Origin of the sequence: Streptomyces sp. NBC_00286 (assembly GCF_036173125.1) — a bacterium.
In the GTDB taxonomy this organism is placed as follows: Bacteria; Actinomycetota; Actinomycetes; order Streptomycetales; family Streptomycetaceae; genus Streptomyces.
Genome location: NZ_CP108054.1, coordinates 7,679,374 through 7,703,957, shown reverse-complemented (window position 1 = coordinate 7,703,957; position 24,584 = coordinate 7,679,374). Strand labels below are relative to the sequence as shown.

22 protein-coding genes and 1 riboswitch are annotated in these 24,584 nt (G+C 68.8%); of the genes, 11 read left to right on the top strand and 11 right to left on the bottom strand.

Annotated features, from left to right (window positions below):
- Positions 1 to 60 precede the first annotated feature (60 nt).
- The 7 genes from OHT21_RS34785 (at position 61) to OHT21_RS34755 (ending at position 6,398) form a co-directional block, all read left to right on the top strand.
- On the top strand, positions 61 to 792 hold the full coding sequence (locus OHT21_RS34785; protein WP_328772228.1) for a rhomboid family intramembrane serine protease: 732 nt from the start codon (positions 61 to 63) through the stop codon (positions 790 to 792).
- Positions 789 to 1,070: an Lrp/AsnC family transcriptional regulator gene (locus OHT21_RS34780; RefSeq protein WP_328772227.1), complete on the top strand. Its 282-nt coding sequence runs from the start codon at positions 789 to 791 to the stop codon at positions 1,068 to 1,070. The genes OHT21_RS34785 and OHT21_RS34780 overlap by 4 nt, the downstream gene beginning before the upstream one ends.
- Positions 1,071 to 1,178: 108 nt before the next feature.
- Positions 1,179 to 1,499, top strand: a complete 321-nt coding sequence (locus tag OHT21_RS34775) for a small secreted hydrophilic protein (protein ID WP_328772226.1) — start codon at positions 1,179 to 1,181, stop codon at positions 1,497 to 1,499.
- Positions 1,432 to 2,943 carry a sensor histidine kinase gene (locus tag OHT21_RS34770; protein WP_328772225.1) on the top strand — a complete coding sequence of 504 codons (1,512 nt, stop codon included), beginning with the start codon at positions 1,432 to 1,434 and terminating at the stop codon, positions 2,941 to 2,943. Before OHT21_RS34775 ends, OHT21_RS34770 begins: the two co-directional genes overlap by 68 nt.
- Positions 2,940 to 3,605: a response regulator transcription factor gene (locus OHT21_RS34765; protein WP_328772224.1), complete on the top strand. Its 666-nt coding sequence runs from the start codon at positions 2,940 to 2,942 to the stop codon at positions 3,603 to 3,605. Before OHT21_RS34770 ends, OHT21_RS34765 begins: the two co-directional genes overlap by 4 nt.
- Positions 3,606 to 3,721: 116 nt before the next feature.
- On the top strand, positions 3,722 to 5,137 hold the full coding sequence (locus tag OHT21_RS34760) for an SLC13 family permease (protein ID WP_328772223.1): 1,416 nt from the start codon (positions 3,722 to 3,724) through the stop codon (positions 5,135 to 5,137).
- 46 nt (positions 5,138 to 5,183) lie between these two features.
- Positions 5,184 to 6,398 carry a glycerate kinase gene (locus OHT21_RS34755; RefSeq protein WP_328772222.1) on the top strand — a complete coding sequence of 405 codons (1,215 nt, stop codon included), beginning with the start codon at positions 5,184 to 5,186 and terminating at the stop codon, positions 6,396 to 6,398.
- On the opposite strand, the gene OHT21_RS34750 is transcribed toward OHT21_RS34755, so the two are convergent.
- The 6 genes from OHT21_RS34750 to ctaE form a co-directional block, all read right to left on the bottom strand.
- Positions 6,353 to 7,720 carry an aminotransferase class V-fold PLP-dependent enzyme gene (locus tag OHT21_RS34750; RefSeq protein WP_328772221.1) on the bottom strand — a complete coding sequence of 456 codons (1,368 nt, stop codon included), beginning with the start codon at positions 7,718 to 7,720 and terminating at the stop codon, positions 6,353 to 6,355. The genes OHT21_RS34755 and OHT21_RS34750 overlap by 46 nt on opposite strands.
- Positions 7,721 to 7,759: 39 nt before the next feature.
- A riboswitch (SAM riboswitch) is annotated at positions 7,760 to 7,876 on the bottom strand.
- Between the two features lie 565 nt (positions 7,877 to 8,441).
- Positions 8,442 to 9,506 carry an anthranilate phosphoribosyltransferase gene (gene trpD, locus OHT21_RS34745; protein ID WP_328772220.1) on the bottom strand — a complete coding sequence of 355 codons (1,065 nt, stop codon included), beginning with the start codon at positions 9,504 to 9,506 and terminating at the stop codon, positions 8,442 to 8,444.
- A gap of 139 nt (positions 9,507 to 9,645) precedes the next feature.
- Complete coding sequence (gene qcrB / locus OHT21_RS34740; RefSeq protein ID WP_328772219.1) at positions 9,646 to 11,274, bottom strand: cytochrome bc1 complex cytochrome b subunit; 1,629 nt, start codon at positions 11,272 to 11,274, stop codon at positions 9,646 to 9,648.
- Positions 11,271 to 12,332 carry a cytochrome bc1 complex Rieske iron-sulfur subunit gene (gene qcrA, locus OHT21_RS34735; protein WP_328772218.1) on the bottom strand — a complete coding sequence of 354 codons (1,062 nt, stop codon included), beginning with the start codon at positions 12,330 to 12,332 and terminating at the stop codon, positions 11,271 to 11,273. The genes qcrB and qcrA overlap by 4 nt, the downstream gene beginning before the upstream one ends.
- Positions 12,329 to 13,138 (bottom strand): cytochrome bc1 complex diheme cytochrome c subunit, encoded by an 810-nt coding sequence (gene qcrC, locus OHT21_RS34730; protein WP_328772217.1) that lies wholly within the window; start codon positions 13,136 to 13,138, stop codon positions 12,329 to 12,331. The genes qcrA and qcrC overlap by 4 nt, the downstream gene beginning before the upstream one ends.
- Positions 13,139 to 13,216: 78 nt before the next feature.
- Positions 13,217 to 13,837: an aa3-type cytochrome oxidase subunit III gene (gene ctaE / locus OHT21_RS34725; protein ID WP_328772216.1), complete on the bottom strand. Its 621-nt coding sequence runs from the start codon at positions 13,835 to 13,837 to the stop codon at positions 13,217 to 13,219.
- Between the two features lie 228 nt (positions 13,838 to 14,065).
- Here ctaE and OHT21_RS34720 point away from each other — a divergent pair, with 228 nt between their 5' ends.
- Positions 14,066 to 14,464 carry a hypothetical protein gene (locus OHT21_RS34720; RefSeq protein ID WP_328772215.1) on the top strand — a complete coding sequence of 133 codons (399 nt, stop codon included), beginning with the start codon at positions 14,066 to 14,068 and terminating at the stop codon, positions 14,462 to 14,464.
- Between the two features lie 105 nt (positions 14,465 to 14,569).
- Here the strand turns inward: OHT21_RS34720 and OHT21_RS34715 are convergent, their stop codons facing one another.
- The 4 genes from OHT21_RS34715 to ctaC all read right to left on the bottom strand — a co-directional run bounded on the left by OHT21_RS34715 (position 14,570) and on the right by ctaC (position 19,075).
- Complete coding sequence (locus OHT21_RS34715) at positions 14,570 to 15,820, bottom strand: L,D-transpeptidase (RefSeq protein WP_328772214.1); 1,251 nt, start codon at positions 15,818 to 15,820, stop codon at positions 14,570 to 14,572.
- A gap of 131 nt (positions 15,821 to 15,951) precedes the next feature.
- Complete coding sequence (locus OHT21_RS34710) at positions 15,952 to 16,350, bottom strand: cytochrome c oxidase subunit 4 (protein ID WP_165340779.1); 399 nt, start codon at positions 16,348 to 16,350, stop codon at positions 15,952 to 15,954.
- Positions 16,347 to 18,080 carry an aa3-type cytochrome oxidase subunit I gene (gene ctaD / locus OHT21_RS34705; RefSeq protein WP_328772213.1) on the bottom strand — a complete coding sequence of 578 codons (1,734 nt, stop codon included), beginning with the start codon at positions 18,078 to 18,080 and terminating at the stop codon, positions 16,347 to 16,349. The genes OHT21_RS34710 and ctaD overlap by 4 nt, the downstream gene beginning before the upstream one ends.
- Complete coding sequence (gene ctaC, locus OHT21_RS34700) at positions 18,077 to 19,075, bottom strand: aa3-type cytochrome oxidase subunit II (RefSeq protein WP_328772212.1); 999 nt, start codon at positions 19,073 to 19,075, stop codon at positions 18,077 to 18,079. The genes ctaD and ctaC overlap by 4 nt, the downstream gene beginning before the upstream one ends.
- A 347-nt stretch (positions 19,076 to 19,422) precedes the next feature.
- Here ctaC and OHT21_RS34695 point away from each other — a divergent pair, with 347 nt between their 5' ends.
- Positions 19,423 to 20,805, top strand: a complete 1,383-nt coding sequence (locus tag OHT21_RS34695; RefSeq protein ID WP_328772211.1) for a cysteine desulfurase/sulfurtransferase TusA family protein — start codon at positions 19,423 to 19,425, stop codon at positions 20,803 to 20,805.
- A gap of 13 nt (positions 20,806 to 20,818) precedes the next feature.
- Here the strand turns inward: OHT21_RS34695 and OHT21_RS34690 are convergent, their stop codons facing one another.
- Positions 20,819 to 21,793 (bottom strand): carbohydrate kinase family protein, encoded by a 975-nt coding sequence (locus OHT21_RS34690; protein WP_328772210.1) that lies wholly within the window; start codon positions 21,791 to 21,793, stop codon positions 20,819 to 20,821.
- Positions 21,794 to 21,926: 133 nt separating this feature from the next.
- On the opposite strand from OHT21_RS34690, the gene OHT21_RS34685 reads away from it, so the two are divergent.
- Together OHT21_RS34685 and OHT21_RS34680 are read left to right on the top strand one after the other, a co-directional pair.
- The gene (locus tag OHT21_RS34685; protein WP_328772209.1) at positions 21,927 to 22,154 is read left to right on the top strand and encodes a hypothetical protein; all 228 of its coding nucleotides are present in this window, start codon (positions 21,927 to 21,929) and stop codon (positions 22,152 to 22,154) included.
- Positions 22,155 to 22,566: 412 nt separating this feature from the next.
- Entirely contained in the window at positions 22,567 to 24,456 is a 1,890-nt protein-coding gene (locus tag OHT21_RS34680) for a hypothetical protein (protein WP_328772208.1), read from the top strand.
- Positions 24,457 to 24,584 lie beyond the last annotated feature (128 nt).

The following is a 24,584-nucleotide window of genomic DNA, read 5'->3' as shown; positions in this document are numbered from 1 at the left end:
GTCACCGGGGAACGGCGAGGCACTATGCGCTGCCTGGTCCGGTTACGTCATGATCTGACCATGATCGGCAACTGGGGTGCGACCCTCGTCCGGGCGGCCCGGAGTCAGTCCGCACCGGTGACCCACTCACTGATCACCCTGTGCTGTCTGATCTTCCTGTTCGGCCCGGCCTCGGGGCTCAACCCCGTGTACGGCACCGGTGACGAGCTCCTTTCCGCGCAGCGGGCCTATTTCGAGCGCTGGGGTGTCGTGCCCGTCGAGCTTTTCCGCGGGGAGGCGCGTGCCGTCGTCACCCCGGCCACGGCGCTGTTCGTGCACGGCAGCTGGCTGCATCTCCTCGGCAACATGCTCTTCCTCTTCGTCTTCGGTGCGATGGCCGAGGAACGGATGGGCCACCTCGGGTACGCCCTCTTCTATCTGGGCTGCGGCTGCCTCGCCCTGCTCGGCTACGCGGCCGCCCACGCCGACTCCGGACAGTCCCTGGTCGGCGCCTCCGGGGCGATCTCCGCGGTCCTCGGCGCGTTCCTTTACCTGTTCCCCAAAGCCCGCGTGACCAGTCTCTTCCCGTTCTTGTTCTTCCTGCCGCTGCGGTTCCCGGCCTGGGTGGTCCTGCCGTTCTGGGTGGCCCTGCAGTGGCTGGCTGCGACCCGTGAGACCAGGGGTCCGGGGGTCGCCTATCTGGCCCACCTCCTGGGCTTTTCCTTCGGCTTCCTCTACGCGTGGGTGCGTCAGGGCCGTACGGCTAAAGTGAAATCCCCAGCGACGGCCACCGAGGGAGAAAACCAGCCGTGATCACCGCGATCGTGCTCATCAAGACCAGCGTGGACCGCATCCCCGAGATCGCCGAGTCGATCGCGGCGCTGGACTCCGTCAGCGAGGTCTTCTCCGTGACCGGTACGTACGATCTGATCGCCATGGTCCGGGTGAAGGCCCATGACGATCTGGCGGACATCATCCCCGGGCAGATCAGCAAGATTCCGGGAGTGGAGGCCACGGACACGCATGTGGCGTTCCGTACGTACTCGCAGCACGACCTCGAGGCGGCGTTCTCCATCGGCCTCGACCACTGACGGTCTGGCGAAGCCCATGGCCACGGACGGTCCACTGAAGCCCAGGATGAAGAGTTCTTCATCCTGGGCTCATGCTTCTCGCCGTCTTCCGGCCGCAGGGTTACGGACATGGCTTTCTCTCGTCGAATGGCGGCGCTGTCCGCCGTTGTACTGATCCCGCTGGGTATCGCCGCGACCAGCTTCGCTCTGGCCGACAATCCCGAATCGCCCAAGGTCCCTGCCACGGTGGAGTTGGACAGCGGCCCTCCCTCGCCCACCATCTCACCCGGCACCGGGCCCTCCCCCACACCCAAGCCCTCGCCGACGCCCAGCGACGAGGTCGTACGGCCTCCGGTGACCGACAGCCCCACGGGGGACGACGATGACGACGACAGCGGCCAGGGCGACGCCGACGACGGCCCCGGTGACGACGGACCCGGTGACAACTGATCATGGGCACCGGCGGATCACCGCCCGGTTCCGGATCCTCCTCTGGCTGCTGCTCATGATGGCCGTCGGGCTTGTCTCGGTGGCCACCACCACGCGCTACCTGCTGCTGCAGGACGTCGACAAGCGGATCAACCGCCTGCTCACCCAGGAGACCGCCGAGTTCGTCAACTTCGAGGAGCGCGGCGGGGATCCGCAGACGGGCCGGGCGTTCACGGATCCGGCCGAGGTGCTGTATGCCTTCCTGGAACGGCAGTTCCCCGACCCTGACGAAGAGCTCATCGGCCTGGAGCGCGTGCCGGGCGAACCCGACCCGCGGAAGATTCTCCAACAGCACGACGTGCCCGGCACGCAGCCTCTGATCGAGGACAACCACGCCCTGCGCCAGATCTTCCGTTCTTCCGCCTCCTCGGGCGTGCTGCACCGGGCGGAGGGCGAGGTCCGCTGGGCCAAGGTCTCCGTGGCGCAGCGGGGCGCGAGTCCGAGTGCCGCGTTCGTGGTGGCCATCCATCCCCAGGCCGAGCAGGAACGCGTGAACCATGAGTTCCGTATCCTGCTCGGCATCTCCGGGGGCGCTCTGCTGCTGACCATCGGCATCGGCTGGGGGGTCGCCGGGCGGATCCTCAAGCCGGTGCGGCTGGTGCGCACCACGGCCGCGGAGCTCACCGAGCAGGACCTCACCCGCCGTATCCCGGTGCGCGGCAGCGACGACATCGCCGCCCTGGCCGAGACGTTCAACGCGATGCTCGACCGGCTGGAGCGGGCCTTCACCGCCCAGCGCGAGTTCGTCGACGACGCCGGACACGAGCTGCGCACCCCGATCACCATCGTGCGCGGCCACCTGGAGGTGATGGGTGACGATCCTGCCGACCGTGAGGAGACCATCCGGCTCGTCGCCGACGAGCTGGACCGGATGAGCCGCATCGTCGAGGACCTGCTCCTGCTCGCCAAGACGGAGCGGCCCGACTTCGTGGTACCGGAGCCGGTCCAGGTCGCGGAGCTCACCGCCGATGTCTTCGTCAACGCGCGCACCCTCGGGGAGCGCGACTGGCAGCTGGCCGAAGTCGCCGACGTGGAAGCCGAGTTGGACTTCCAGCGGATCACACAGGCCATGGTCCAGCTGGCGCAGAACGCCGTGCAGCACACCACGCCCGGCCAGACCATCCGTATCGGCTCCCGCGTCGACGGTCCGAACCTGGAGTTGTACGTCGCCGACTCCGGGCCCGGTGTCCAGGAGCAGGACGCCGAGATCATCTTCGAACGCTTCCGGCGCGGAAGCTTCCGGCGCGGTGCCCGCGGCTCAGGCGCCGGACTCGGACTGTCGATCGTCAAGGCGATCGCGGAGGGGCACCGGGGCCGCGTACGGCTGGACGACACACCCGGCGGCGGTGCCACCTTCACCCTCGTTCTGACCGAATCCCAGGTACTGGAAGGCAGCCCCACGTGAACCGCATCCTCATAGTCGAGGACGAGGAACGCATCGCTTCGTTCGTCGACAAAGGCCTGCGCGCCAACGGCTTCACCACGACCGTCGCCTCGGACGGCGACGACGGCTTCGAGTACGCCCTGACCGGCGGCTTCGACCTGATGGTGCTGGACCTCAACCTGCCAGGACGGGACGGCTTCACCATCCTGCGCGAACTGCGCGAGGCCCGGGTGACGACCCCCGTGATCGTGCTGACCGCGCGGGACTCCGTACGGGACACGGTGGCCGGCCTGGAAGGCGGCGCCGACGACTGGATGACCAAGCCGTTCCGCTTCGAGGAGCTGCTCGCCCGAGTCCGACTCAGGCTGCGTACGGCCGCCAGGGCACCCGAGGTGACGGTCCTCAAGTCGGGCTCGCTGAGCCTGGACCTGCGCACCCGCCGCGCCCGGGCCGGGGAGCAGACCGTGGACCTGACGGCCCGTGAGTTCGTCCTGCTGGAGCTGTTCCTGCGGCATCCGGGGCAGGTGCTGTCCCGGGAGCAGATCCTGTCCCACGTGTGGGGCTACGACTTCGACCCCGGGTCCAACATCGTGGACGTCTACGTGCGCACGCTGCGCAAGAAGCTCGGGGCGGAGCGGGTGGAGACGGTCCGCGGGATGGGATACCGGCTGCCCACCGCGTGAAGCCCCTGCCGAAGCCCGGGCGAGAGCCCGGGCTGACGGCTGCCCGAATGCCTGGGTGAAGTTCCTTTCATATTCGGCTCATCGACGGCTCACCGCCCGAGTGAACCCTCGATGACGTGACATTGAACCTACGAGCAACCATTGCCCTGTGCGTGGCGCTGTCCCTGAGCACGCTGCTCGCGATGCCCATGAACTTCCCCGGGCTCGGCGCCGACGCGCGTTTCACACTCATCGTGTTCGTCCTGGCGACGGCCGCCTGGGTCGGCACGAACATCGACGACACGTATATCGCGCTGGGCGCCGCACTGGCGCTCACGGTGACCGGCGTCATCAGCAACAACGCGTTGTTCGGTACCCTCGGCGACTCCACGGTGTGGCTGCTCATCTGCGCCTTCGTCATCGCGGCCGCGGTCACCCGGACCGGGCTCGCGGGGCGGGCGGCGGTGTTCCTGGTCAGCGGGGCCCGCACCGTGCGGCAGCTCGTACATCTGACGACGGCCGCGCTGGTCGTCACGGCGTTCGCGGTGCCGGCCACCTCGGGCCGGGCGGCGCTCGCGCTGCCCGTGTTCCTCGCCCTGGCCAAGGTGCTCGCCGACCGGAAGCGCCTGGTCGTGATGCTGGCGCTGCTGTTCCCGACCGTGATCCTGCTGTCGGCGGTGGCGACCCTGATCGGCGCCGGCGCGCATCTGATCACCGTGTCGGTGCTGCTGGACCAGACCGGGGAGCACATCGGCTTCACGCAGTGGCTGCTGCTGGGCCTGCCGCTGGCGGTGACGTCCTCCCATCTGGCCGCCGAGCTGGTGCTCCTGACGACGACCCGTCGCAAGGACCGCCGCGGCCCGGTCCACATCACCGCCGAGCAGATCCAGGAGCACAGCGAGAGCCAGGTCACCGGCCCCTGGACGCAGGCCGAGAAGCGCTGCGCCCTGCTGCTCGCCACGGTCGTACTCCTGTGGTGCAGCGAGCCGCTGCACCGCCTGTCGCCCGCGATCGTCGCGCTGATCGGCGCGATCATCGCCGCCTCGCCCGCCCTGGGAACCGTACGCATGAAGGACGCGCTGAAGACCGTGCCCTGGTCCCTGCTGCTCTTCATGGCGGCGACGATGGCGATGGGCCTCGCGCTCGAGCACTCGGGAGCGGCGAAGTGGCTGGTCTCCGGGCTGCCGACGAATGAGCCCCCGGTGGTGTTCCTGGCCCTCGTGATCGTCATCAGTACGGCGGCGCACCTGGTCCTGCAGTCCCGCTCGGCCCGCTCATCCGTCCTGGTCCCGCTGGTGGCGGCCGCCGCCGTCGGCGTCGGCGTCAACCCGGTGTCGGCCGCGATCGCCTCCACCGCCGCCGCGGGCTTCTGCCACACGCTTCCCGCCTCCGCCAAGCCGGTCACGCTCTTCTCCCAGATTCCCGACGTGCCCACCTACGCCCCTCGCGACCTCCTGCGGCTGTCCGCCTTCCTGGCGCCGCTGACCGCCGCGCTCGTCCTGCTCTTCGCCGTCGCGGTCTGGCCGCTGCTCGGCGTGTCCGTCACCCGCTGATCCATCACCCCGTTCCCGCTGATCCGTCACCCGTCAAGGAGCCCTCATGCTGACCCGTGTAGTCGTAGCCCCCAGTGGTTTCAAGGAGTCCCTGTCCGCGGAGGCCGCCGCCGACGCCATCGCGGCCGGCGTACGCCGTGTCCTGCCCGACGCCGAACTCGACCTCGTCCCACTGGTGGACGGCGGCGAGGGTACGGCCGCCGCCCTGGCCGCCGCGACCGAGGGCCGGGTCGTCACCCTGTCCGCCACCGGCCCCCTAGGGGAGATCGTCGGCACCCACTTCGCGCTGCTGGGCGGCGGGGACACCGCGGTGGTGGAGATGGCGGCGGTCGCCGGACTCTCCCTGGTTCCGCGCGATCTACGCGACCCGGGCGCCACCACCACCTACGGCGTCGGCGAACTGATCGGCGCCGCCCTCGACATGGGCGTACGGCGAATCCTGGTCGGCTGCGGCGACTCGGGCACCTCGGACGGGGGCGCGGGCGCGCTCCAGGCGCTCGGGGCCCGGCTGCTGGACGAGGACGGTCTCGAACTCGGCCCCGGCGGGCTGGAGTTGAACCGGCTCCATCGCATCGACCCGTCCGGTCTCGACGCCCGGCTGAAGGACGTGGAACTGCTCGTCGCCTGCAACCCGTACAACGTGCTGTGCGGCGAGCGGGGCGTGGCCCGGGTGTTCGGCCCGCAGAAGGGCGCGACGCCCGAGCAGGTCGAGGAGCTGTCGGCGGCGCTGGAGAACTGGGCCTTCGTCCTCACCCGCGACGTCGCCGTCCCCGACACCGACCTCCGCAACGGCCCCGGCACCGGAGCCTCCGGCGGCCTGGGCGCCGGCCTCGCCGCCCTGGGCGCCCGGCTCCTCCCCCGCTTCGAGGTCCTCCTCGAACGCCTCGACCTGGACGCCCGCCTGGCCCGCGCCGACCTGGTGATCACCGCCGAGGGCGCACTGGACCACCAGACGCCGCGCGGGAAGGTCCCGGCCGAGGTGGCCCGCCGCGCCAAGCAGTACGGACGGCCGGTCCTGGCCCTCGCGGGCACCCTCGGCGAGGGCGCCCACAATGTGCCGGGCGTGGACGCCTACCACGGGATCATGCCCTACCCGATGCCCCTGGCCGAGGCCATGGACCGGGCCACCGAACTCCTCACGGACGCCACCGAACGCGCCCTGCGGATGATCGCCCTCGGTGCCCGGCTACCGGTGACCGACGGGGAGGTGCCCGCTCAGGCGGAGGTGTCGGGAACGCAACGCCCGTCCTCCGTACGGTAGTTCCACTTCGCGCCGTCCCGGACGAGCTCCTTCACGGCCTGCACGAACCGCTCCACGTGCTCGTCCGGCGTCCCCGCACCGAAGCTGACCCGGATCGCGTTGAGGGACTTCTCCCCGGGTGCGGCCTCGGGGGCCCCGCACTCGCCCTGCGACTGCGGGTCGCTCCCCAGCAGCGTACGTACGAGCGGATGGGCGCAGAAGAGCCCGTCCCGTACGCCGATGCCGTACTCGGCGGAGAGCGCGGCGGCGAAGTGCGAGCTGTTCCACCCCTCGACGACGAAGGAGATGACGCCGACGCGGGGGGCGTCATCTCCGAACAGGGAGAGAACCCGCACCTCGGGCACGTCGGCGAGGCCCTCCCGCACCTTGCGGATCAGGCACTGCTCACGCGCGACAAGCGCGTCGAAGCCGGCCTCGGTGAGGGCCTTGCAGGCGGAGGCGACGGCGTAGGCGCCGATGACGTTGGGCGAGCCGGCCTCGTGACGGGCGGCGGTGTCGTGCCACTCGACGTCGACGCCGCCGTCCGTACGCCGGGTCACCTTGCGGCTGGCACCGCCGCCCGCGAGGTACGGCTCGGCCGTACGCAGCCAGTCGGAGCGCCCCGCCAGCACGCCCGTGCCGAAGGGCGCGTACAGCTTGTGCCCCGAGAAGGCGACCCAGTCCACGTCCAACTCCCTTACGGAGACGGGGTGATGGGGCGCCAGCTGCGCCGCGTCGAGCACGATCCGCGCACCGTGCGCGTGCGCGGCCGCCGCAAGCTCCTGTACGGGCCACAGCTCGCCGGTGACGTTCGAGGCGCCGGTGACGCAGACCAGGGCCGGTCCCTGGGGGTCGCGTTCGGCGAGCGCGCGCTCGAGGGTGGCGACGGCCTGCGCGGGCGTGCGCGGCGCGTCGAGGTACGTGACGCGGGCCTGCCGCCAGGGCAGCAGCGAGGCGTGGTGCTCGGTCTCGAAGACGTAGACCTGGCAGTCGGCGGGGAGGGCGGCGGCGAGCAGGTTCAGCGAGTCGGTGGTGGACCGGGTGAAGACGACCTGGTCCTCGTCGCGGCAGTCGAGGAACTCGGCGACGGTCTGCCGGGCGTTCTCGAACAGGTCGGTGGACAGCTGGGACAGGTAGCCGGCGCCGCGGTGCACGCTTCCGTAGTACGGCGCGTATGCGGCCACGTCGTCCCATACGCGCTGCAGGGCCGGGGCGCTGGCGGCGTAGTCGAGGGCGGCGTACGTGACTTCGCCGCCGGTGACGAGCGGGACGGTGACGTCCCGTCCCAGGACGGCCAACGGCTCGGCAACGGACTGCTCGGCGACGGCGGTGTTGGCAGACATGACACTCCCTCAAGACCAGGACCCCTGGTCTGTGCGAGGGGTCCGCGCTTGTCGTAGGCCTTGCTGCCTACGACCTGGTCTTCACCCGGGGCACCCCGCCACGGACGGAGGGTTGCCGGACAGCCGGCCGGGGCCTTGTGGCTGTCACTCATGACCTGGCATCGAACCTAAGCGGTCCGATCGTCCGCCCGCAACTCGGGTCCGGATCCCGGACGGTGCCGTAACGAGCGGTTCCTTTCCCCAACCCCGCCCCTTCCCGAAACTGGGGGCTCCGCCCCCAGGCCCCTCTGCCTCCAGCGGGGTGGGTGGCGCCTTCGGCGGGTGGGTGGGTTTGTGGCGTGGGTGGGGCGCCTACCGCGGGTCGGTAGGGTGCCCACCGGGGTGGAGGGTGACAGTCGTGTCGCGGCCGCGGGTGCATCGTGGCTGGTCGCGCAGTTCCCCGCGCCCCTGAAGGGGCGCTCCCCGAGCCGTCAGCTGAAATACTCACCAGTCGCCAGGCTCGCCAGCCACGACGAAACCGGCACTCTCCCTCCGGCGGGAGGGGACGTGGGCCGGTGCGTCGTATGCCCGTCGCTTAGCTTCGGTCTGGGCACAGCTACGCCCTGTGTCAGCACGGGGTCGTATGCCCTGTTGGCGACGGGCTGACGCACCGGACCGCGGCCCCGCACCCACCAACCACCTCAGGGGCGCGGGGAACTGCGCGACAAGCCACAACGGACCGTTAGCCGTTACTGACCGCTACCCAGCGGTCAAGCGTCCGCTTCGCCGCCCCGGAGTCAATCGCCTCCGCCGCCCTGCCCATCCCCTCACGCAGTTGGTCCGCCAGCGGGCCGTCGCCCGGGGACAGAGCCACCAACGCCGCCGCCGAGTTCAGCAGCACAGCGTCCCGTACAGGACCCGTCTCCCCACCCAACAGCCGTTGCGCGACATCCGCGTTGTACGACGCGTCAGCGCCCCGCAACGCCTCCACCGGTACCAACTCGATCCCCACATCCCGCGGATCGAAGGTCTCCTCGTGGACCTTGCCGTCACGGACCACCCACACCCGCGACGTGGACGTCGTCGTCAGCTCGTCCAGGCCGTCGTCGCCGCGGAACACCAGCGACGAGTTGCCGCGCTCGGCGAGGACGCCGGCCATGATCGGCGCCATCCGCGCGTCGGCGACCCCGACGGCCTGCGACCTCACGCGGGCGGGGTTCGTGAGCGGCCCCAGGAAGTTGAAGGTCGTGCGGATGCCCAACTGCCCCCGCGCGGCGGCCACATGCCGCAGCGCCGGATGGAACTTCACCGCGAAGCAGAAGGTGATCCCGGCCTCCTCGGCCACCTCGGCCACCCGCCTCGGTGTCAGCTCCAGGTTGACCCCGAGCTTCTCCAGTACGTCCGAGGCACCGGACGCCGACGAAGCCGCCCTGTTGCCGTGCTTGACGACCTTCGCCCCGGTCCCGGCGATGACGATCGCCGACATCGTGGAGATGTTGACCGTCTTGGCCCCGTCACCACCCGTGCCGACGATGTCGACCGTCTCTCCCGGCACCTCGATCACGTTCGCGTGCTGGTACATCGTTCGCACGAGTCCGGCGATCTCGTCGACGGTCTCGCCCTTGGCCCGCAGCGCCACCGCGAACCCGGCGATCTGCGCGTCGGTCGCCTCGCCCCGCATGATCAGGTCCATCGCCCAGGCCGTGTCGTCCGCGCTCAGGTCACGCCCGTCCAGCAAGCCGTTCAACAGCGCGGGCCAGGAACGACCCGCCGCGGTGTCGCCTCCAGCGGGGATCACAGCGCTCATAAGCCGCTCCTGGGTTCCGTCCCGGATCAGGGACTCCATACAAGGATGGGAAACACCCTATCCAGCCCCGGGCACGGCAAAGAGCCCCGTCCATGCAATGGACGGGGCTCTTTGGAACCGCGTGGCGAACGATCGGAGATCAGTGGTGGCCGTGACCGCTCGTAATCTCCCGGTACTCCTCAGCCGTCGGCTTGGGGATCTGGCTGTCCTCCCCGTAGTACGCCTTGCTGAGCTTGGACCGCAGCTTCTGCGGAGCCTTCACCTTGCGCTCGACGCCGTTCTCGTCGACCGTCGGGCCGATCTCGGCCGGCTGGTACTGCTCGTGCGTGGTGAGCACGTGCAGTTGTTCCTGGCTGAGCGGCTCGTGGATCTCGATGAACTCACCGTGCGGCAGGCGCTTGATGATGCCTGTCTCGCGGCCGTGCAGCACCTTCTCCTTGTCGCGGCGCTGCAGGCCGAGACAGATCCGCTTGGTGACGATGAACGCGATGACCGGCCCGACAAAGAACCCGATCCGGACGAACCAGGTGACCGCGTTGATCGACAGATGGAAGTGCGTGGCGACGATGTCGTTGCCACCGCCGATCAGCATGATCATGTACGCGGTGATCCACGCGACACCGAAGCCCGTCCTGGTCGGGGCGTTGCGCGGCCGGTCCAGGATGTGGTGCTCGCGTTTGTCCCCGGTGATCCAGGACTCGATGAACGGATAGAGCGCGATCACTCCGAGGAAGAGACCGAAGAGCACCAGCGGAATGAACACACCCAGGACGAGCGTATGGCCGGCGAAATTGATCTCCCAGCCGGGCATGGCGCGGATCAGTCCCTCGGCGAAGCCCATGTACCAGTCGGGCTGGGCGCCCGTGGACACCAGGTCCGAGCGATACGGCCCCAGATTCCAGATCGGGTTGATGGTCGCGACCGCGGACAGCATGGCGATGAAGCCGAAGACCAGGAAGAAGAAGCCTCCGGCCTTGGCCATGTAGACGGGCAGCAGCGGCATGCCGACGACGTTCTTGTTGGTGCGTCCGGCCCCCGCGAACTGCGTGTGCTTGTGGTAGAAGACCAGGATCAAGTGGCCGACCACGAGCCCGAGCATGATGCCCGGCAGCAGCAGGATGTGGATCGAGTAGAACCGCGCGATGAAGTCGGTGCCTGGGAACTCCCCGCCGAACAGGAACATCGAGATGTACGTACCCACGATCGGCGTGGCCAGGATCGCGCCCTGGGTGAAGCGGACACCGGTGCCGGAGAGCAGGTCGTCCGGGAGCGAGTAACCGGTGAAACCGGTGAACATGCCCAGCACGAACAGCAGGAAGCCGAACAGCCAGTTGATCTCACGCGGCTTGCGGAAGGCGCCGGTGAAGAAGACGCGCATCATGTGCACGAACATGCCGGCCAGGAAGACGATCGCCGCCCAGTGGTGGATCTGCCGGATCAGCAGACCGCCGCGGATGTCGAAGCTGATGTCCAGCGTGGAGGCGTACGCCTCCGACATCAGCTGGCCCTGCATCGGCACGTAGCTGCCGTGGTACTCGATCTCGTTCATCGACGGGTGGAAGAACAGCGTCAGATACACACCCGTGAGGATGATGATGATGAAGCTGTAGAGGCAGATCTCACCCAGCATGAAGGACCAGTGGTCCGGGAAGATCTTGCGCATGTTGGCCTTGGCCAGGCCGTAGATGCCGAGGCGGCCATCAGCCCAGTCGGCGACCCGCTCGCCCGCGGGTGCCTTGCGGCGGTCGTCGTCGTGTGCAGTGCTCATCCGCGCTCCCAGAATGAAGGACCGACGGGCTCTTCGAAATCGCTGAGCGCCTCGAGGTAGCCCTCGTCGTTCACACCGATGCGCAGCTGCGGCAGGGCGTGACCGGCCGGGCCGAAGATCACTCGGGCACCGTCGGAGAGGTCGAAGGTGGACTGGTGGCACGGGCAGAGGACGTGGTGCGTCTGCTGCTCGTACAGAGAGACCGGGCAGCCCACGTGGGTGCAGATCTTCGAGTACGCCACGATGCCCTCGTGGGACCACTCAAGTTCGCGCTTGTCCTTGATGTCGTCCGGCTGGATCCGGACGATCATCAGAGCCGCCTTGGCGATCTCGGTCTGGAAGCCGTGGTCGTGCTCCTCCAGGCCCTCGGGCTTGGCGAAGGTCAGTGAGCCGACCGCGATGTCGGAGGGACGCAGCGGCTCGTCCGTGTTCATGTTGACGAGCAGCTTGCCCTTGGCCCACAGCGTGTGCCGCAGCTTGTCCTCCGGCAGCGGACCGAGGTCGCGCAGCAGGACGACGCCGGAGAGCGGGAACAGGGCCAGCGCGCCGAACATCGTGTTGCGGATCAGCTTGCGACGGCCGAGGGCCGAGTCCTTGGCACCCTGCCGGAAGTCCTCCATGACCTTGGCCTTGACCTCGGGCGTGGCCTCGATCGCGTGCCGCTCGTCGACGAGTTCCACGTCGGACATCAGCGTGCGGGCCCAGTGGACCGCGCCCGCACCGATGCAGAACAGTGCGCTGCCGAGGGTCATGCCCAGCGCGAAGTTCAGCGCGCTGATGTGGCCGAGCGGCCAGATGTAGACAGACTTGTCGACCGGGATCGCCACGAACGCGGCGATGAAGCCGATCGTGGACAGCATCGACACCGTGAACAGGAGGGCGACCGTACGCTCGGACCGCTTGGCGGCCCGCTCGTCGATGTCCTGGATGCGGTGTTCGTGGGGCGGCAGCCCCGGGTCCGCGAACGGGTGCTTCTCGCCGGGAACGGCTACTTCGCCGTTCTTGTCGGCGGCCTGCTCAGCGGGCAGGTTCTCTTCTGGAGTTTCTTGGCTGCTCATGACTTCCTGGCCTTTGCGGTCCGGGCGGCCACCCACACGGCGACGGCGATCAGTCCACCGAGACCGAAGACCCAGCCGAACAGGCCCTCAGTGACCGGCCCGAGGCCGCCCAGCTCGAGGCCGCCGGGGCTCTTCGACTTGTCGCTGTTGACCTCGTCCAGGTACGCGATGATGTCCTTCTTGTTCTGCTCCGTCAGCGTGCTGTCGGGGAAGGACGGCATGTTCTGCGGGCCGGTCTGCATGGCCTCGTAGATGTGCTTCGGATCGACGTCTTCCAGCGTCGGGGCGTACTTGCCGTTGGTCAGCGCGCCGCCCTTGCCGGTGAAGTTGTGGCACTGCGCGCAGTTGGTACGGAACAGCTCGCCGCCCTTGGCGATGTCCGCGCCCTCCGGGCTGTACTGGTTCTCGGTCGGCACGGCGGGACCGGCGCCCAGCGAGGCGATGTACGCCGCGAGCTGGTCGATCTCGGCCTGCGAGTAGACCTTCGGCTTTTCCGGTACCTGGGCGCCGGGCTGCTGTGCCGGCATCCGGCCGGTGCCGACCTGGAAGTCGACGGCCGCGGCGCCCACACCCACCAGGCTCGGACCGTCGGTGGTGCCCTTACCGCCGGTGCCGTGGCAACTGGCGCAGCCGACGGCGTAGAGCTTCTGACCCTCCTCGATGGTGAGGGACTGGGCGGTCTCATCGGCCACGGCCTTGTCCGGGGGCGCGACCAGGGTGTAGATCCCCCCGGTGGCCGCCAGCGCGATGAGTAGGACGACGACCGCCGCCAGCGGATGGCGTCGTCGTGCGGAGAGCTTTTTCACGGATTACCCCGGTGTCAGGATCTTCTGCGTCGATGCTTCTGGGAGGTGCGCCTGTGGAGCGCGCGGGAGCGGGCCCGGTTACTTGATCATGTAGATCGTGGCGAAGAGGCCGATCCAGACGACATCGACGAAGTGCCAGTAGTAGGACACGACGATGGCGGCGGTCGCCTGCTCGTGCGTGAACCTGTGGGCCGCGTACGTACGCCCCAGGACCAGCAGGAAGGCGATGAGACCACCCGTCACGTGCAGGCCGTGGAAGCCGGTGGTCAGGTAGAACACCGAGCCGTACGGGTCTGACGAGAGCGAGAGGCCCTCGTGCTTGACCAGCTCCGTGTACTCGAGGACCTGACCGCCGATGAAGATCGCACCCATGATGAAGGTGACGATGAACCACATCCGGAGCTTCTTCACGTCCCCGCGCTCGGCCGCGAACACGCCGAGCTGGCAGGTGAGGGAGGAGAGCACCAGGATCGTGGTGTTGGCCGCCGAGAACGGGAAGTTGAGGAGGTCGGCCTTCTCCGACCAGAACTCGGGACCGGTCACCGATCGCAGGGTGAAGTACATCGCGAAGAGGGCCGCGAAGAACATCAGCTCGGAACTCAGCCAGATGATGGTTCCGACGCTGGTGAGGTTCGGCCGATTGACCGACGGGTGCGCGTGCCCGGTATCTACTGTCGTTGCTGTCGCCACGACCGACATTATGTCGGTCGCTTATCCCGCCCTCACTCCGGGGGGTGCCGTTCGGAGTGTCTGTCCGCTGTGCGCTGCTCGGATGGGTCAGGGAAGGGGGTACGGACCGGTGTGGATCAGGTGGTCGAGGGAGTAGCATCCGCGCATCGGGCCATGCCTGCCCGTATGGCCTATGGCCGTTTGACCTACGTCCGTACGACGTCCTTACGACGCGAGTCCCGAAGTCACGGAGGAACAATGCAGGCGACCGCCACGGTGCTGGTCTACAGCGACGACTCCAACACGCGGGAGCAGGTGCGGCTCGCCACGGGGCGTCGGCCGGCGACTGATGTTCCTCAGGTCGAGTTCATCGAGTGCGCTACTCCTGCGGCGGTTCTGAAGGAGCTGGACCGGGGTGGGATCGATGTGTGCGTGCTGGACGGGGAGGCCGTGCCGATGGGTGGCATGGGGATGTGCCGGCAGATCAAGGACGAAGTGTTCAACTGTCCGCCTGTGCTTTTGCTGATCGGGCGGCCTCAGGATGCGTGGCTGGCCACGTGGTCTCGGGCGGATGCCACGGCGATCCTGCCGGTTGAGCCTGTTGACTTCGCGTCGGCGTTGGCTTCCCTGCTGAGGCAGAAGGCCCTTAGCGCCTGAGAGCTCGGTTCGACAGGTGGTTTGGCGACCGCCGGTCCGTTGCGGTTGATCGCGCCCACGCGGCGGAGCCGCAAATCGACACAGCCCCGCGCCCCTTCGGGGCGCTTACGCCGATACCGGGCTCAAGCGTGCCCTCTCCTCTGGGCTTGGGCCCTCTACCAGCGCGCTGCCCTTTTGCCAGTTCTGCCAATCGAGGTTCCATTCGCCGTGGCCGTTGCCGAAGGCGGGCATCATCTCGCCGTTTGAGTTGAGGACCTTGACGAGGTCGCCGGGGCGGACCGTCTTGAAGAACCAGGCGGCGTTCTCGGTGCTCATGCCGGTGCAGCCGTGGCTGACGTTGGCGGAGCCCTGGGAGCCGGTGGACCAGGGGGCGGCGTGGACGTACTCGCCGCTCCAGGTGACGCGGGTGGCGTAGTACACGGGCAGGTCGTAGTTCTCCGAGCTGCCCTCGGCGATGCCGATGCTGGTGCCGCGCATCCGTACGAAGTACTCCTTGCCGAGTACGACCTTGACGCCGTTGCGGGTCTCGAAGCCCGGCTTGCCGGTGGTGACGGGGATCTGCTTGATCTCCTTGCCGTTCCGGTAGACCGACATCGAGTGCGCGGCGGCGTCCGTGACGGCCTCGACGCGGTCGCCCGTGGTGAGCTTCAGCGGCTTGGTCTTGCCGCCCCAGAGCCGTTCGGCGATCTTTATGCCGTCGAGGTTGCTGGACGCGCGGATCGTGGCGTGGGCGGGCCAGTACTCCTTGGGGCGGTAGTGCAGGGTCTTGTGGTCCACCCAGTGCCAGGCGCCCTGCACGGCGGGCTGTGAGACCACCTTGAGGGCGCGCTCGACGACCTTGCGGGCCGCCTTGTCCTTGAGGGGCGCGCTGAGTTCGGCCGTGACAGGCTGGCCGACGCCGTACGTACCCGCTTGGGGGCCGAACTTGACACCCAACCGCTTCTTCGTGGTGGGCCTGCCGGTGTCGAAGGTGAGGACCTTGCGGCCGGGTGCCCCGTCGCCGTTCTCCGTGCTCACCCGCACCGTGTAGCGGGCGTTCGCGGCCAGTGGTGAGGTGCTGTGCCAGCGGGAGCCGTCCGCGGAGAGTTCGCCCGCCACGTACCGCCCGGTGGCGTCCGTGGCCGTCACGTCGGTGATGCGTCCGCCGGAGTCCTCGGCGGTGATCTCCAGGGGCTTGTCCGGGTTGGCCTTCTTGCCGTCGCCTACCGGGGCGTTGAAGGAGACCTGGTCCGTGGCGTCGTACGGACTGGCCGAGAGCGGGTGGCCGTCGGAGGTGCAGGCCGTGACGCCCGCGCCCAGGGTGACCAGCAGCACGGTGCAGCTGGCTACCGTGCGGTTTCGCGGTGAGAGGCTCATGCGTTCAACGTAGGAACGTATGACCGCGGTGGCGCGGCGGGTGGCCCGTGTGAGGGACGTGTTGTCCGGCAAACGAGGGAGCCCGGACCCTCCGTGACGGAGTGTCCGGGCTCCAGAGCGCCGAGCGCGTGTTACTGGGTGCGGTTCTCGCCGTGGTAGTACTCGAAGACCCAGCCCCACAGGCCGATCATGATGATCGGCACCGAGAAGTACAGCAGCCACCAGCCGAAGACGACACCCATGAAGGCGAGCGCGCCGCCGATGCCGAGGGAGAGCGGCTGCCAGCTGTGCGGGCTGAAGAAGCCGATCTCACCGGCGTCGTCCGCGACGTCGGCCTCCTTGTTGTCCTGGGCGCCCACGTCGACCCGCCGGGCCGTGAAGGCCAGGTAGTAGCCGATCATGATGCTCAGGCCGAAGCCCAGGAAGAGCGCCGTGGTGCCGGCCGGCTCCTTCGACCAGTAGCCATAGACGATCGCCATGACGAGGATGAAGACGGCCAGCCAGATGAACATCTTGCCCTGGATCTTCACTTGCCGGCCTCCTTGCCACCAGCGAGGGACTTCTCGGCGGGACCGACGTTCTCGAGCTGGTCGATGGCGGCGATCTCCGGGTGGTGCAGGTCGAACGCCGGGGATTCACTGCGGATCCGCGGCAGGGTGAGGAAGTTGTGCCGCGGCGGCGGGCAGGACGTGGCCCACTCCAGGGAGCGGCCGTAGCCCCACGGGTCGTCGACTTCGACCTTCTTGCCGTACTTGGCGGTCTTCCACACGTTGTAGAAGAACGGCAGGATCGACAGGCCGAGCACGAAGGAGCTGATCGTCGAGATCGTGTTCAGCGCGGTGAAGCCGTCGGCCGCCAGGTAGTCCGCGTACCGCCGTGGCATGCCCTCGGCACCCAGCCAGTGCTGGACGAGGAACGTGCCGTGGAAGCCGATGAACAGCGTCCAGAAGGTGATCTTCCCGAGGCGTTCGTCGAGCATCTTGCCGGTCATCTTCGGCCACCAGAAGTGGAAGCCGGAGAACATCGCGAACACCACGGTGCCGAACACCACGTAGTGGAAGTGCGCCACCACGAAGTACGAGTCCGAGACGTGGAAGTCCATCGGCGGCGAGGCCAGGATGACACCGGTCAGACCACCGAAGGTGAAGGTGATCAGGAAGCCGGTGGCCCACAGCATCGGGGTCTCGAAACTCAGTGACCCCTTCCACATCGTTCCGATCCAGTTGAAGAACTTCACGCCCGTCGGCACGGCGATCAGGAACGTCATGAAGGAGAAGAACGGCAACAACACGCCGCCGGTGACGTACATGTGGTGCGCCCACACGGTGACCGACAGGCCGGCGATCGCGATGGTCGCGCCGATCAGGCCCATGTAGCCGAACATCGGCTTGCGGGAGAAGACCGGGATGACCTCGGAGATGATGCCGAAGAACGGCAGGGCGATGATGTACACCTCTGGATGCCCGAAGAACCAGAACAGGTGTTGCCACAACAACGCGCCGCCGTTGGACGCGTCGAAGATATGGGCGCCGAACTTTCGGTCCGCCTCAAGGGCGAACAGCGCGGCGGCCAGCACCGGGAAGGCCAGCAGCACCAGCACGGCGGTGAGCAGCACGTTCCACACGAAGATCGGCATGCGGAACATGGTCATGCCCGGGGCGCGCATGCAGATGATGGTGGTGATGAAGTTGACCGCGCCGAGGATGGTGCCGAAGCCGGAGAACGCCAGGCCCATGATCCACATGTCGGCGCCGATGCCCGGCGAGCGGACCGCGTCGGACAGCGGCGAGTAGGCGAACCAGCCGAAGTCGGCGGCGCCCTGCGGGGTGAGGAAACCGCCCACCGCGATCAGCGAGCCGAACAGGTACAGCCAGTAGGCGAACATGTTCAGCCGCGGGAACGCCACATCGGGGGCGCCGATCTGCAGCGGCATGATCCAGTTCGTGAAACCGGCGAACAGCGGCGTCGCGAACATCAGCAGCATGATCGTGCCGTGCATCGTGAACGCCTGGTTGAACTGCTCGTTCGACATGATCTGGCTGCCGGGGCGGGCCAGCTCGGCGCGCATCAGCAGCGCCATCACGCCGCCGATGACGAAGAACGCGAACGACGTGACCAGATAGAGCGTGCCGATCGTCTTGTGGTCCGTGGTGGTGAGCCACTTGACGACGACGTTGCCGGGCTGCTTCCGCCGTACCGGGACCTCGTTCTGGTACGTGTCTTCCGGCGCGGCACCCTGAGGTTCGTTGAGGATGCTCACAGTTGGTTCGTCTCCCGGTTCTTCTCGTGGTCCGTCTGCTCGATACCGGCCGGGACGTAACCGGTCTGGCCCTTCTCCGCGAGCTCCTTGAGGTGCTGCTCGTAGCGCTCTTCGGAGACGACCTTCACGTTGAAGAGCATCCGGGAGTGGTCGACGCCGCACAGTTCGGCGCACTTGCCGAGGAAGGTGCCCTCCTTGTTGGGGGTCACCTGGAAGGCGTTGGTGTGGCCCGGGATGACGTCCTGCTTCATCAGGAACGGCACCACCCAGAAGGAGTGGATGACGTCACGCGAGGTGAGGACGAAGCGGACCGTCTTGCCCTTGGGGAGCCAGAGGGTCGGGCCGGGGTTGTTCGTCTGCGGGTTCTCCGAGCCGGGCGTGCCGACGTCGTAGACGCCGCCGGCGTTCGCCGGGAAGTCGTTCTTGAACCGTTTCGGAATCGCGTCCAGGTTCTCGTCGGTCTTCGCGTCGCCGTTCGAACCTTCGACGTTCTCGATGTAGTTGAAGCCCCAGCTCCACTGATAGCCCACGACGTTGATCGTCACATCGGGCTTCTTGGAGGTGTCGAGGAGCTCCGACTCGTCGCGGGCGGTGAAGTAGAACAGCACCGAGACGATGACGAGCGGGACCACCGTGTACAGCGCCTCGATGGGCATGTTGTACCGGGTCTGCGGGGGAACCTCGACCTTGGTGCGGCTGCGCCGGTGGAAGATGGTGCTCCACAGGATCAGACCCCACACCAGCACGCCGGTAGCGAGCGCGGCAGCCCAGGAGCCCTGCCACAGGGAGAGGATCCGCGGAGCCTCTTCCGTGGTCGGGGTCGGCATACCAAGGCGGGGGAAGTCTTCCCAGTTGTACGAGCAGCCGGAGGCTGTCGCCAGGACCAGGCCCACAGTCAGTGCCTGCAGCAGCTTCCGCCGGAGCGGGCGCCGCGGCGTGGGGGTACCGCCCGCGCCCCCCGGGGCGTGGGGGAGGTCGGAGCCGTTGGGACTCACGTAGCGCCTTCCCGAGAGTCTCGCCCGCGCGTGATTGGCTGCGGCCTTCTCGGTGGTCGGTCGCCGCCCTGCGACGGGCAGGGGTTTGGATGTTTATGCGGACCAAACCCTAGCCGACGCCCTCCGGGGGTTCGCGGGGAGGGGGCCCCTCCGTGCCGCGAGTCGCTCCGCGGGTCACGCCGACGGGTTGGGCGCCCTTGGGATCGCTTTCAACCGGCGGAGTTTGGGGCGCCTAGTAGCTCGATCGTGCGGATTTGTGTGGCGAGTGCGAGTTGTCTGTGGTTTCTCGCGCAGTTCCCCGCGCCCCTGTCGGGGCGCTGCCCTGCTGGAAGTTTTAGCGTTGCTGTGTGGCCTACTTTGACGTTGCTTCCAGTGCTCCTCTCCATCCTGTTGCTCGGCAGGCCCTAGTCGCCGCGCTCGATGAAGGATGGGCCGATCCTGCTCGGCTTTATCGCGAGGGGCGGCGGGCTCGGCTGTTGCTCGATGCGGCTCGGGAGGCTGCTGCCGAGGCTGTTGGGTGTCGGGCTGACGAGTTGGTGTTCACCTCGTCCGGTACGTCGGCCGTGCACTCGGGGATTGCGGGGGCGCTGGCGGGGCGTCGGCGCGTTGGGCGCCACCTGATCGTGTCCGGGGTCGAACACTCTTCTGTGCTGCATGCGGCGGAGGTTCACCGGAGCGAGGGCGGGTCGGTGACCGAAGTGGCCGTACTGCGTACCGGGGCCGTGTCCCCGGACTCGTACGCCGCCGCGCTGCGGCCCGACACCGCGCTGGCCTGTCTGCAGTCGGCCAACCATGAGGTGGGTACGGAGCAGCCGGTGGCCGCGGTCGCCGCCGCGTGCCGTGAGGCGGGCGTGCCGCTGCTCGTCGACGCGGCGCAGTCGTTGGCGTGGGGGCCGGTCGAGGGTGAGTGGTCGGTGCTGACGGGCAGCGCGCACAAGTGGGGCGGGCCGTCGGGTATCGGGCTGCTCGTCGTACGCAAGGGGGTGCGGTACGCGGCTCAAGGCCCCGTCGACGAACGGGAGTCGGGGCGCGCTCCCGGCTTCGAGAACATCCCCGGCATCGTCGCCGCGGCGGCGTCGTTGCGTGCTGTGCGCGCGGAGGCCGCCGCCGAGTCGGCCCGGCTGCGGGAGTTGACGGACCGGATCCGGGCGCGGGTGCCGGAACTGGTCCCGGACGTGGAGGTGGTGGGCGACCCGGTGCGCCGGCTCCCCCATCTGCTCACCTTCTCCTGTCTCTATGTCGACGGAGAGACCTTGCTGCACGAGCTCGACCGCGAGGGCTTCTCGGTGTCGTCCGGATCGTCCTGTACGAGCAGCACGCTGACGCCGAGCCATGTGCTGAAGGCGATGGGGGTGCTGACGGAGGGCAACGTGCGCGTGTCGTTGCCCCTGGGCACGCCCGAGCAGGACGTGGACCGCTTCCTCCAGGTCCTCCCTGCTGCGGTCTCGGCGGTCCGCCAGAAGCTGGGCGCTCCGGTCCACGCGCCGCGGGCGTCCGCGGCCGAAGAAACCCTCACCGTGGACGCCCTCGGCAGGCGCTGCCCCATCCCGGTGATCGAACTCGCGAAGGTCATCGACGACGTTCCCCTGGGCGGCACGATCCGCGTCCTCTCGGACGACGAGGCGGCCCGCCTGGACATCCCGGCGTGGTGCGCGATGCGGGGCCAGGAGTACGTAGGAGAGGAGCCGGCGGACCACGGTTCTGCTTACGTGGTCCGCCGTACGTCGTAGATAGAGGTGGCCGTCAGCCCAGGTGGGACTGGACCTCCGCCGCCGCCTCATGCCCGTACGCCTTGGTGAAGCGGTCCATGAAGTGGGTGCGGCGGAGCTCGTACTCCTGGGTGCCCGTGGTCTCGATGACCAGCGTGGCGAGCATGCAGCCGACCTGGGCGGCGCGCTCGTGCGAGACGCCCCAGGCCAGGCCCGAGAGGAAGCCCGCGCGGAATGCGTCACCGACGCCGGTCGGGTCGACCTTCGCCGTCTCCTCGGCGGTGCCGACCTCGATGGTGTCCTCACCGACGGCCTCGATACGGACGCCGCGCGCGCCGAGCGTCGTCACACGGTGGCCGACCTTGGCGAGGATCTCGGCGTCGGTCCAGCCGGTCTTGGACTCGATGAGCCCCTTCTCGTACTCGTTCGAGAAGAGGTACGTCGCGCCGTCCAGCAGTATCCGGATCTCCTCGCCGTCCATGCGGGCGATCTGCTGGGAGAAGTCGGCCGCGAAGGGGATCCCCCGGGTGCGGCACTCCTCGGTGTGCCGGAGCATCCCCTCCGGGTCGTCCGCGCCGATGAGGACGAGGTCGAGCCCGCCGACGCGGTCGGCGACCTTCTTGAGCTCGATGAGCCGGGCCTCGCTCATGGCGCCGGTGTAGAAGGAGCCGATCTGGTTGTGGTCGGCGTCCGTGGTGCAGACGAAGCGGGCGGTGTGCAGCACCTCGGAGATGCGTACGGACGAGGTGTCGACCCCGTGCCGGTCCAGCCAGGCCCGGTACTCGTCGAAGTCGGCGCCCGCGGCTCCGACCAGGATCGGCGAGGTGCCGAGCTGGCCCATGCCGAAGGCGATGTTGGCGCCCACACCTCCCCGGCGTACTTCGAGGGAGTCGACCAGGAACGAGAGCGAGACCGTGTGCAGCTGGTCGCCCACCAGCTGGTCGGCGAAGCGCCCGGGGAAGGTCATCAGGTGGTCGTTGGCGATGGAGCCGGTGACTGCGATACGCACGGCTAGGACACACTCCTGCGAGGAGGGAGATTGACAGTTCACGCTATCGGGTCGGCTCCGCGACTTCGAAGCGGGCAGAACTACCCGATAGTAGGGCTTTTGCCGTAGGCCTTGCGGTGCTTACCGTTCCAATATGACGAACCTCAAGATCCACGGCTCCGCTCCGCTCGGCTTCGAGGGCTCTCTCGACCTCGACGGCGGCCTCGCGGAGCTGCGCGGCGACTGCGCCAGGATGGTGCCGCACTGGCCCGCATCCGCCCGGATCACTCCCCACCCGGTGTCCCCGTCACTCATCCACGGGGTAACGGTTCCGCCGACGTCGGCGCGGCTGCTGGACGCCATGTCGGACTACGGGGACTGATCACCCCTGAAGGGGCGCGGGGCTGTGACATCTGCGGCTCCGCCGCGATGGTGGCCCCCGCTCGAGTGGAGGGCCGGTTCCTCAGCGGGGGTCCGGCGGAGCGCCCCGATAGGGGCGCGGGGCTGTGACATCTGCGGCTCCGCCGCGTGGGCGCGAGCAACCACAACGAACCGGCACTCGCTCAGCCGCCGGAGGCACCCGCGGGGAACTGCGCTGAGCCGTGAGTGGGTGGCGACCAGCCCCTGACGAATCGCGGCATTCAGTCCGCCTCCCTCCCGGAGGGAACCGAGCGCTCCCCCGCCGCGTCCCATGGCTGTCCCCCGTAAAGGGGAGACAGGATACGACCCTGCTGCGCCCTGCCCTGTCAGGGCTGGGTCTCATGGGACCGCGGTGCGGTAGAAGGAGCGATGCGGTGAACACCGAGCGACCCGATGACGATGCCGTCCGGGAGGACGCCGCCCCGGGTGAAGCCGTCCGGGCAGAGGCCGCCACAGACGAAGCCGTCGCGGACGAGGCCGTCCGGGCCGAGACCACGCCCGGCGAAACGGCAGCAGACGAGGCCGAGCGGGACGAGGCCGCCCCGGGTGAAGCCGTCCGGGCAGAGGCTGCCCCAGCCGAAGCCGGCGGGGCCGAGGCCACGCCAGACGAGACGGCGGGGGCGCAGGCCGCCACGGACCAAGCCGTCACGGATGAGGCCGTCCCCGCCGAGACCACGCCCGGCGAAACGGCAGCAGACGAGGCCGAGCGGGACGAGGCCGCCCCGGACGAAGCCGTCCGCGCCGCAGCCGCGCCGGACGGGAGCGTCCGGGAGGAAGCCACCCCGGACAAAACCGCTGCGGCCAAGGCCAGCCCGGACCAGACCGCCCCGGACGAGGTCGTCCGGAACAAAGCTGGCCGCGACGAAACCGGCCATCCGCGCCGGAGGCGTTCCATGGCCGTCGCCGCCTCGGTCGTCGCCGCTGTGCTGCTCGTCGGGGGCGGCGGGGCGTACTTCGCCACGACCGCGTCGGACGGCGGTGGCGCGGATGACCGGGGCGGGTCCGGTACGCCGGGAGGCCAGGCCGAGCCGCCGCCGCTCGCCCTGGACGGCTACACCGGGAGCGGTTCGGGCGAGCCGAACGGCGTCGCGCCCGGCGAGCCCGACCCGAACGGCACGAAGTACCGCCTCGCGGGCAAGGCCCCCGAGGGCCCCGACTCCGCGCCCGTGTACCGCACGAAGGGCGAGGTCACGGCCGCCGAGGTGGCCGACCTTGCGAAGGCCCTCGGCGTGCCGGGCAAGCCGGTGGCGGAGGGCGAGGCCTGGAAGGTCGGGGCCGCCGAGGTCGGTACGGGACCGAGCCTTCAGGTGAACAAGACGGCGCCCGGCAACTGGACGTACAGCGAGGGCAACGCGACCTCCGAGGACGCCAAGGCCGAGCCGGTGAGCGTGGACGCCGCGAAGAAGGCCGCCGCGCCCGTCCTGAAGGCGATCGGCCAGAACGACGCGAAGCTCGACGCGAGCCAGCTCATGGGCACGAAGCGCGTGGTGAACGCCGAGCCGGCGTTCGGCGGGCTGCCGACGTACGGCTGGACGACCGGTGTCCAGATCGGAGCGGACGGTCAAGTGGCGGGCGGCAGCGGCCGGTTGAAGCCACCGGTGAAGGGCGACTCGTACCCGGTGCTCGACGCGCAGCAGACGCTCGACCTGCTGAACCGGTCCGGTGCGGGCGACGGACGCGTGGGCATCGGCGGCTGCGCCACCCCGGCCCCCCTGGAGGAGGGGACGGAGAACGCCCCGTGCGAGCCGTCGACCTTGAAGGTCAAGCCCGCTGATGTGGTCGAGGAGGCCACCTTCGGTCTGGCGTCGCAGTTCGTGGACGGGCAGCAGGCCCTGGTGCCGTCCTGGCTCTTCGAGGTACGGACCGAAGGGGCCGAGCAGACCTACACGGTGACGCATCCGGCGGTCGAACCGAGCTATCTGACCGCTCCTGCCCCGAAGCCCGAGAACCCCAGCGGCGACCCGAGCGCCGCGCCGAAGCGCCAGGACGTCAAGGTCGAGGGCTACAGCGCTGACGACAGCAAACTGACCGTGCGCTTCACGGGCGGCGTCTGCAGCGACTACTCGGCCTCGGTCGAGGAGACGGGCGACACCGTGACGGTCAAGGTGACCGAGACACCGTGGAAGGACAAGGTCTGCATCATGATCGCGAAGACCTTCCACAAGACCGTGGACCTGAAGGAACCGCTTGGGGACCGCAAGGTCGTGGGTACGGACGGCAAGGCGCTGCCCCTGGAGAAGGACCTGCCGAAGGTCACCGAGTAGGCCCCGCCGGGCAGGACCGACAGCACGCGAAGGCGGCGCCCCGTTGGAGGGGGCGCCGCCTTTCTGCGTAGACCGCGGCCTTCTGTACTGCCTGTGCTGGCCGTCCTGGGACGGACCTACGAGGCCGG

Excerpts from the sequence above, each read along its gene's own strand:
- trpD (WP_328772220.1), bottom strand. The coding sequence starts at position 9,506 with ATGAGCGCTGTGATCCCCGCTGGAGGCGACACCGCGGCGGGTCGTTCC.
- ctaE (WP_328772216.1), bottom strand. The coding sequence starts at position 13,837 with ATGTCGGTCGTGGCGACAGCAACGACAGTAGATACCGGGCACGCGCAC.
- OHT21_RS34755 (WP_328772222.1), top strand. The coding sequence starts at position 5,184 with ATGCTGACCCGTGTAGTCGTAGCCCCCAGTGGTTTCAAGGAGTCCCTG.
- OHT21_RS34775 (WP_328772226.1), top strand. The coding sequence starts at position 1,179 with ATGGCTTTCTCTCGTCGAATGGCGGCGCTGTCCGCCGTTGTACTGATC.
- qcrB (WP_328772219.1), bottom strand. The coding sequence starts at position 11,274 with ATGAGCACTGCACACGACGACGACCGCCGCAAGGCACCCGCGGGCGAG.
- OHT21_RS34685 (WP_328772209.1), top strand. The coding sequence starts at position 21,927 with ATGACGAACCTCAAGATCCACGGCTCCGCTCCGCTCGGCTTCGAGGGC.
- OHT21_RS34715 (WP_328772214.1), bottom strand. The coding sequence starts at position 15,820 with ATGAGCCTCTCACCGCGAAACCGCACGGTAGCCAGCTGCACCGTGCTG.
- OHT21_RS34785 (WP_328772228.1), top strand. The coding sequence starts at position 61 with ATGATCGGCAACTGGGGTGCGACCCTCGTCCGGGCGGCCCGGAGTCAG.
- OHT21_RS34720 (WP_328772215.1), top strand. The coding sequence starts at position 14,066 with ATGCAGGCGACCGCCACGGTGCTGGTCTACAGCGACGACTCCAACACG.
- OHT21_RS34750 (WP_328772221.1), bottom strand. The coding sequence starts at position 7,720 with ATGTCTGCCAACACCGCCGTCGCCGAGCAGTCCGTTGCCGAGCCGTTG.
- OHT21_RS34770 (WP_328772225.1), top strand. The coding sequence starts at position 1,432 with ATGACGACGACAGCGGCCAGGGCGACGCCGACGACGGCCCCGGTGACG.
- qcrA (WP_328772218.1), bottom strand. The coding sequence starts at position 12,332 with ATGAGCAGCCAAGAAACTCCAGAAGAGAACCTGCCCGCTGAGCAGGCC.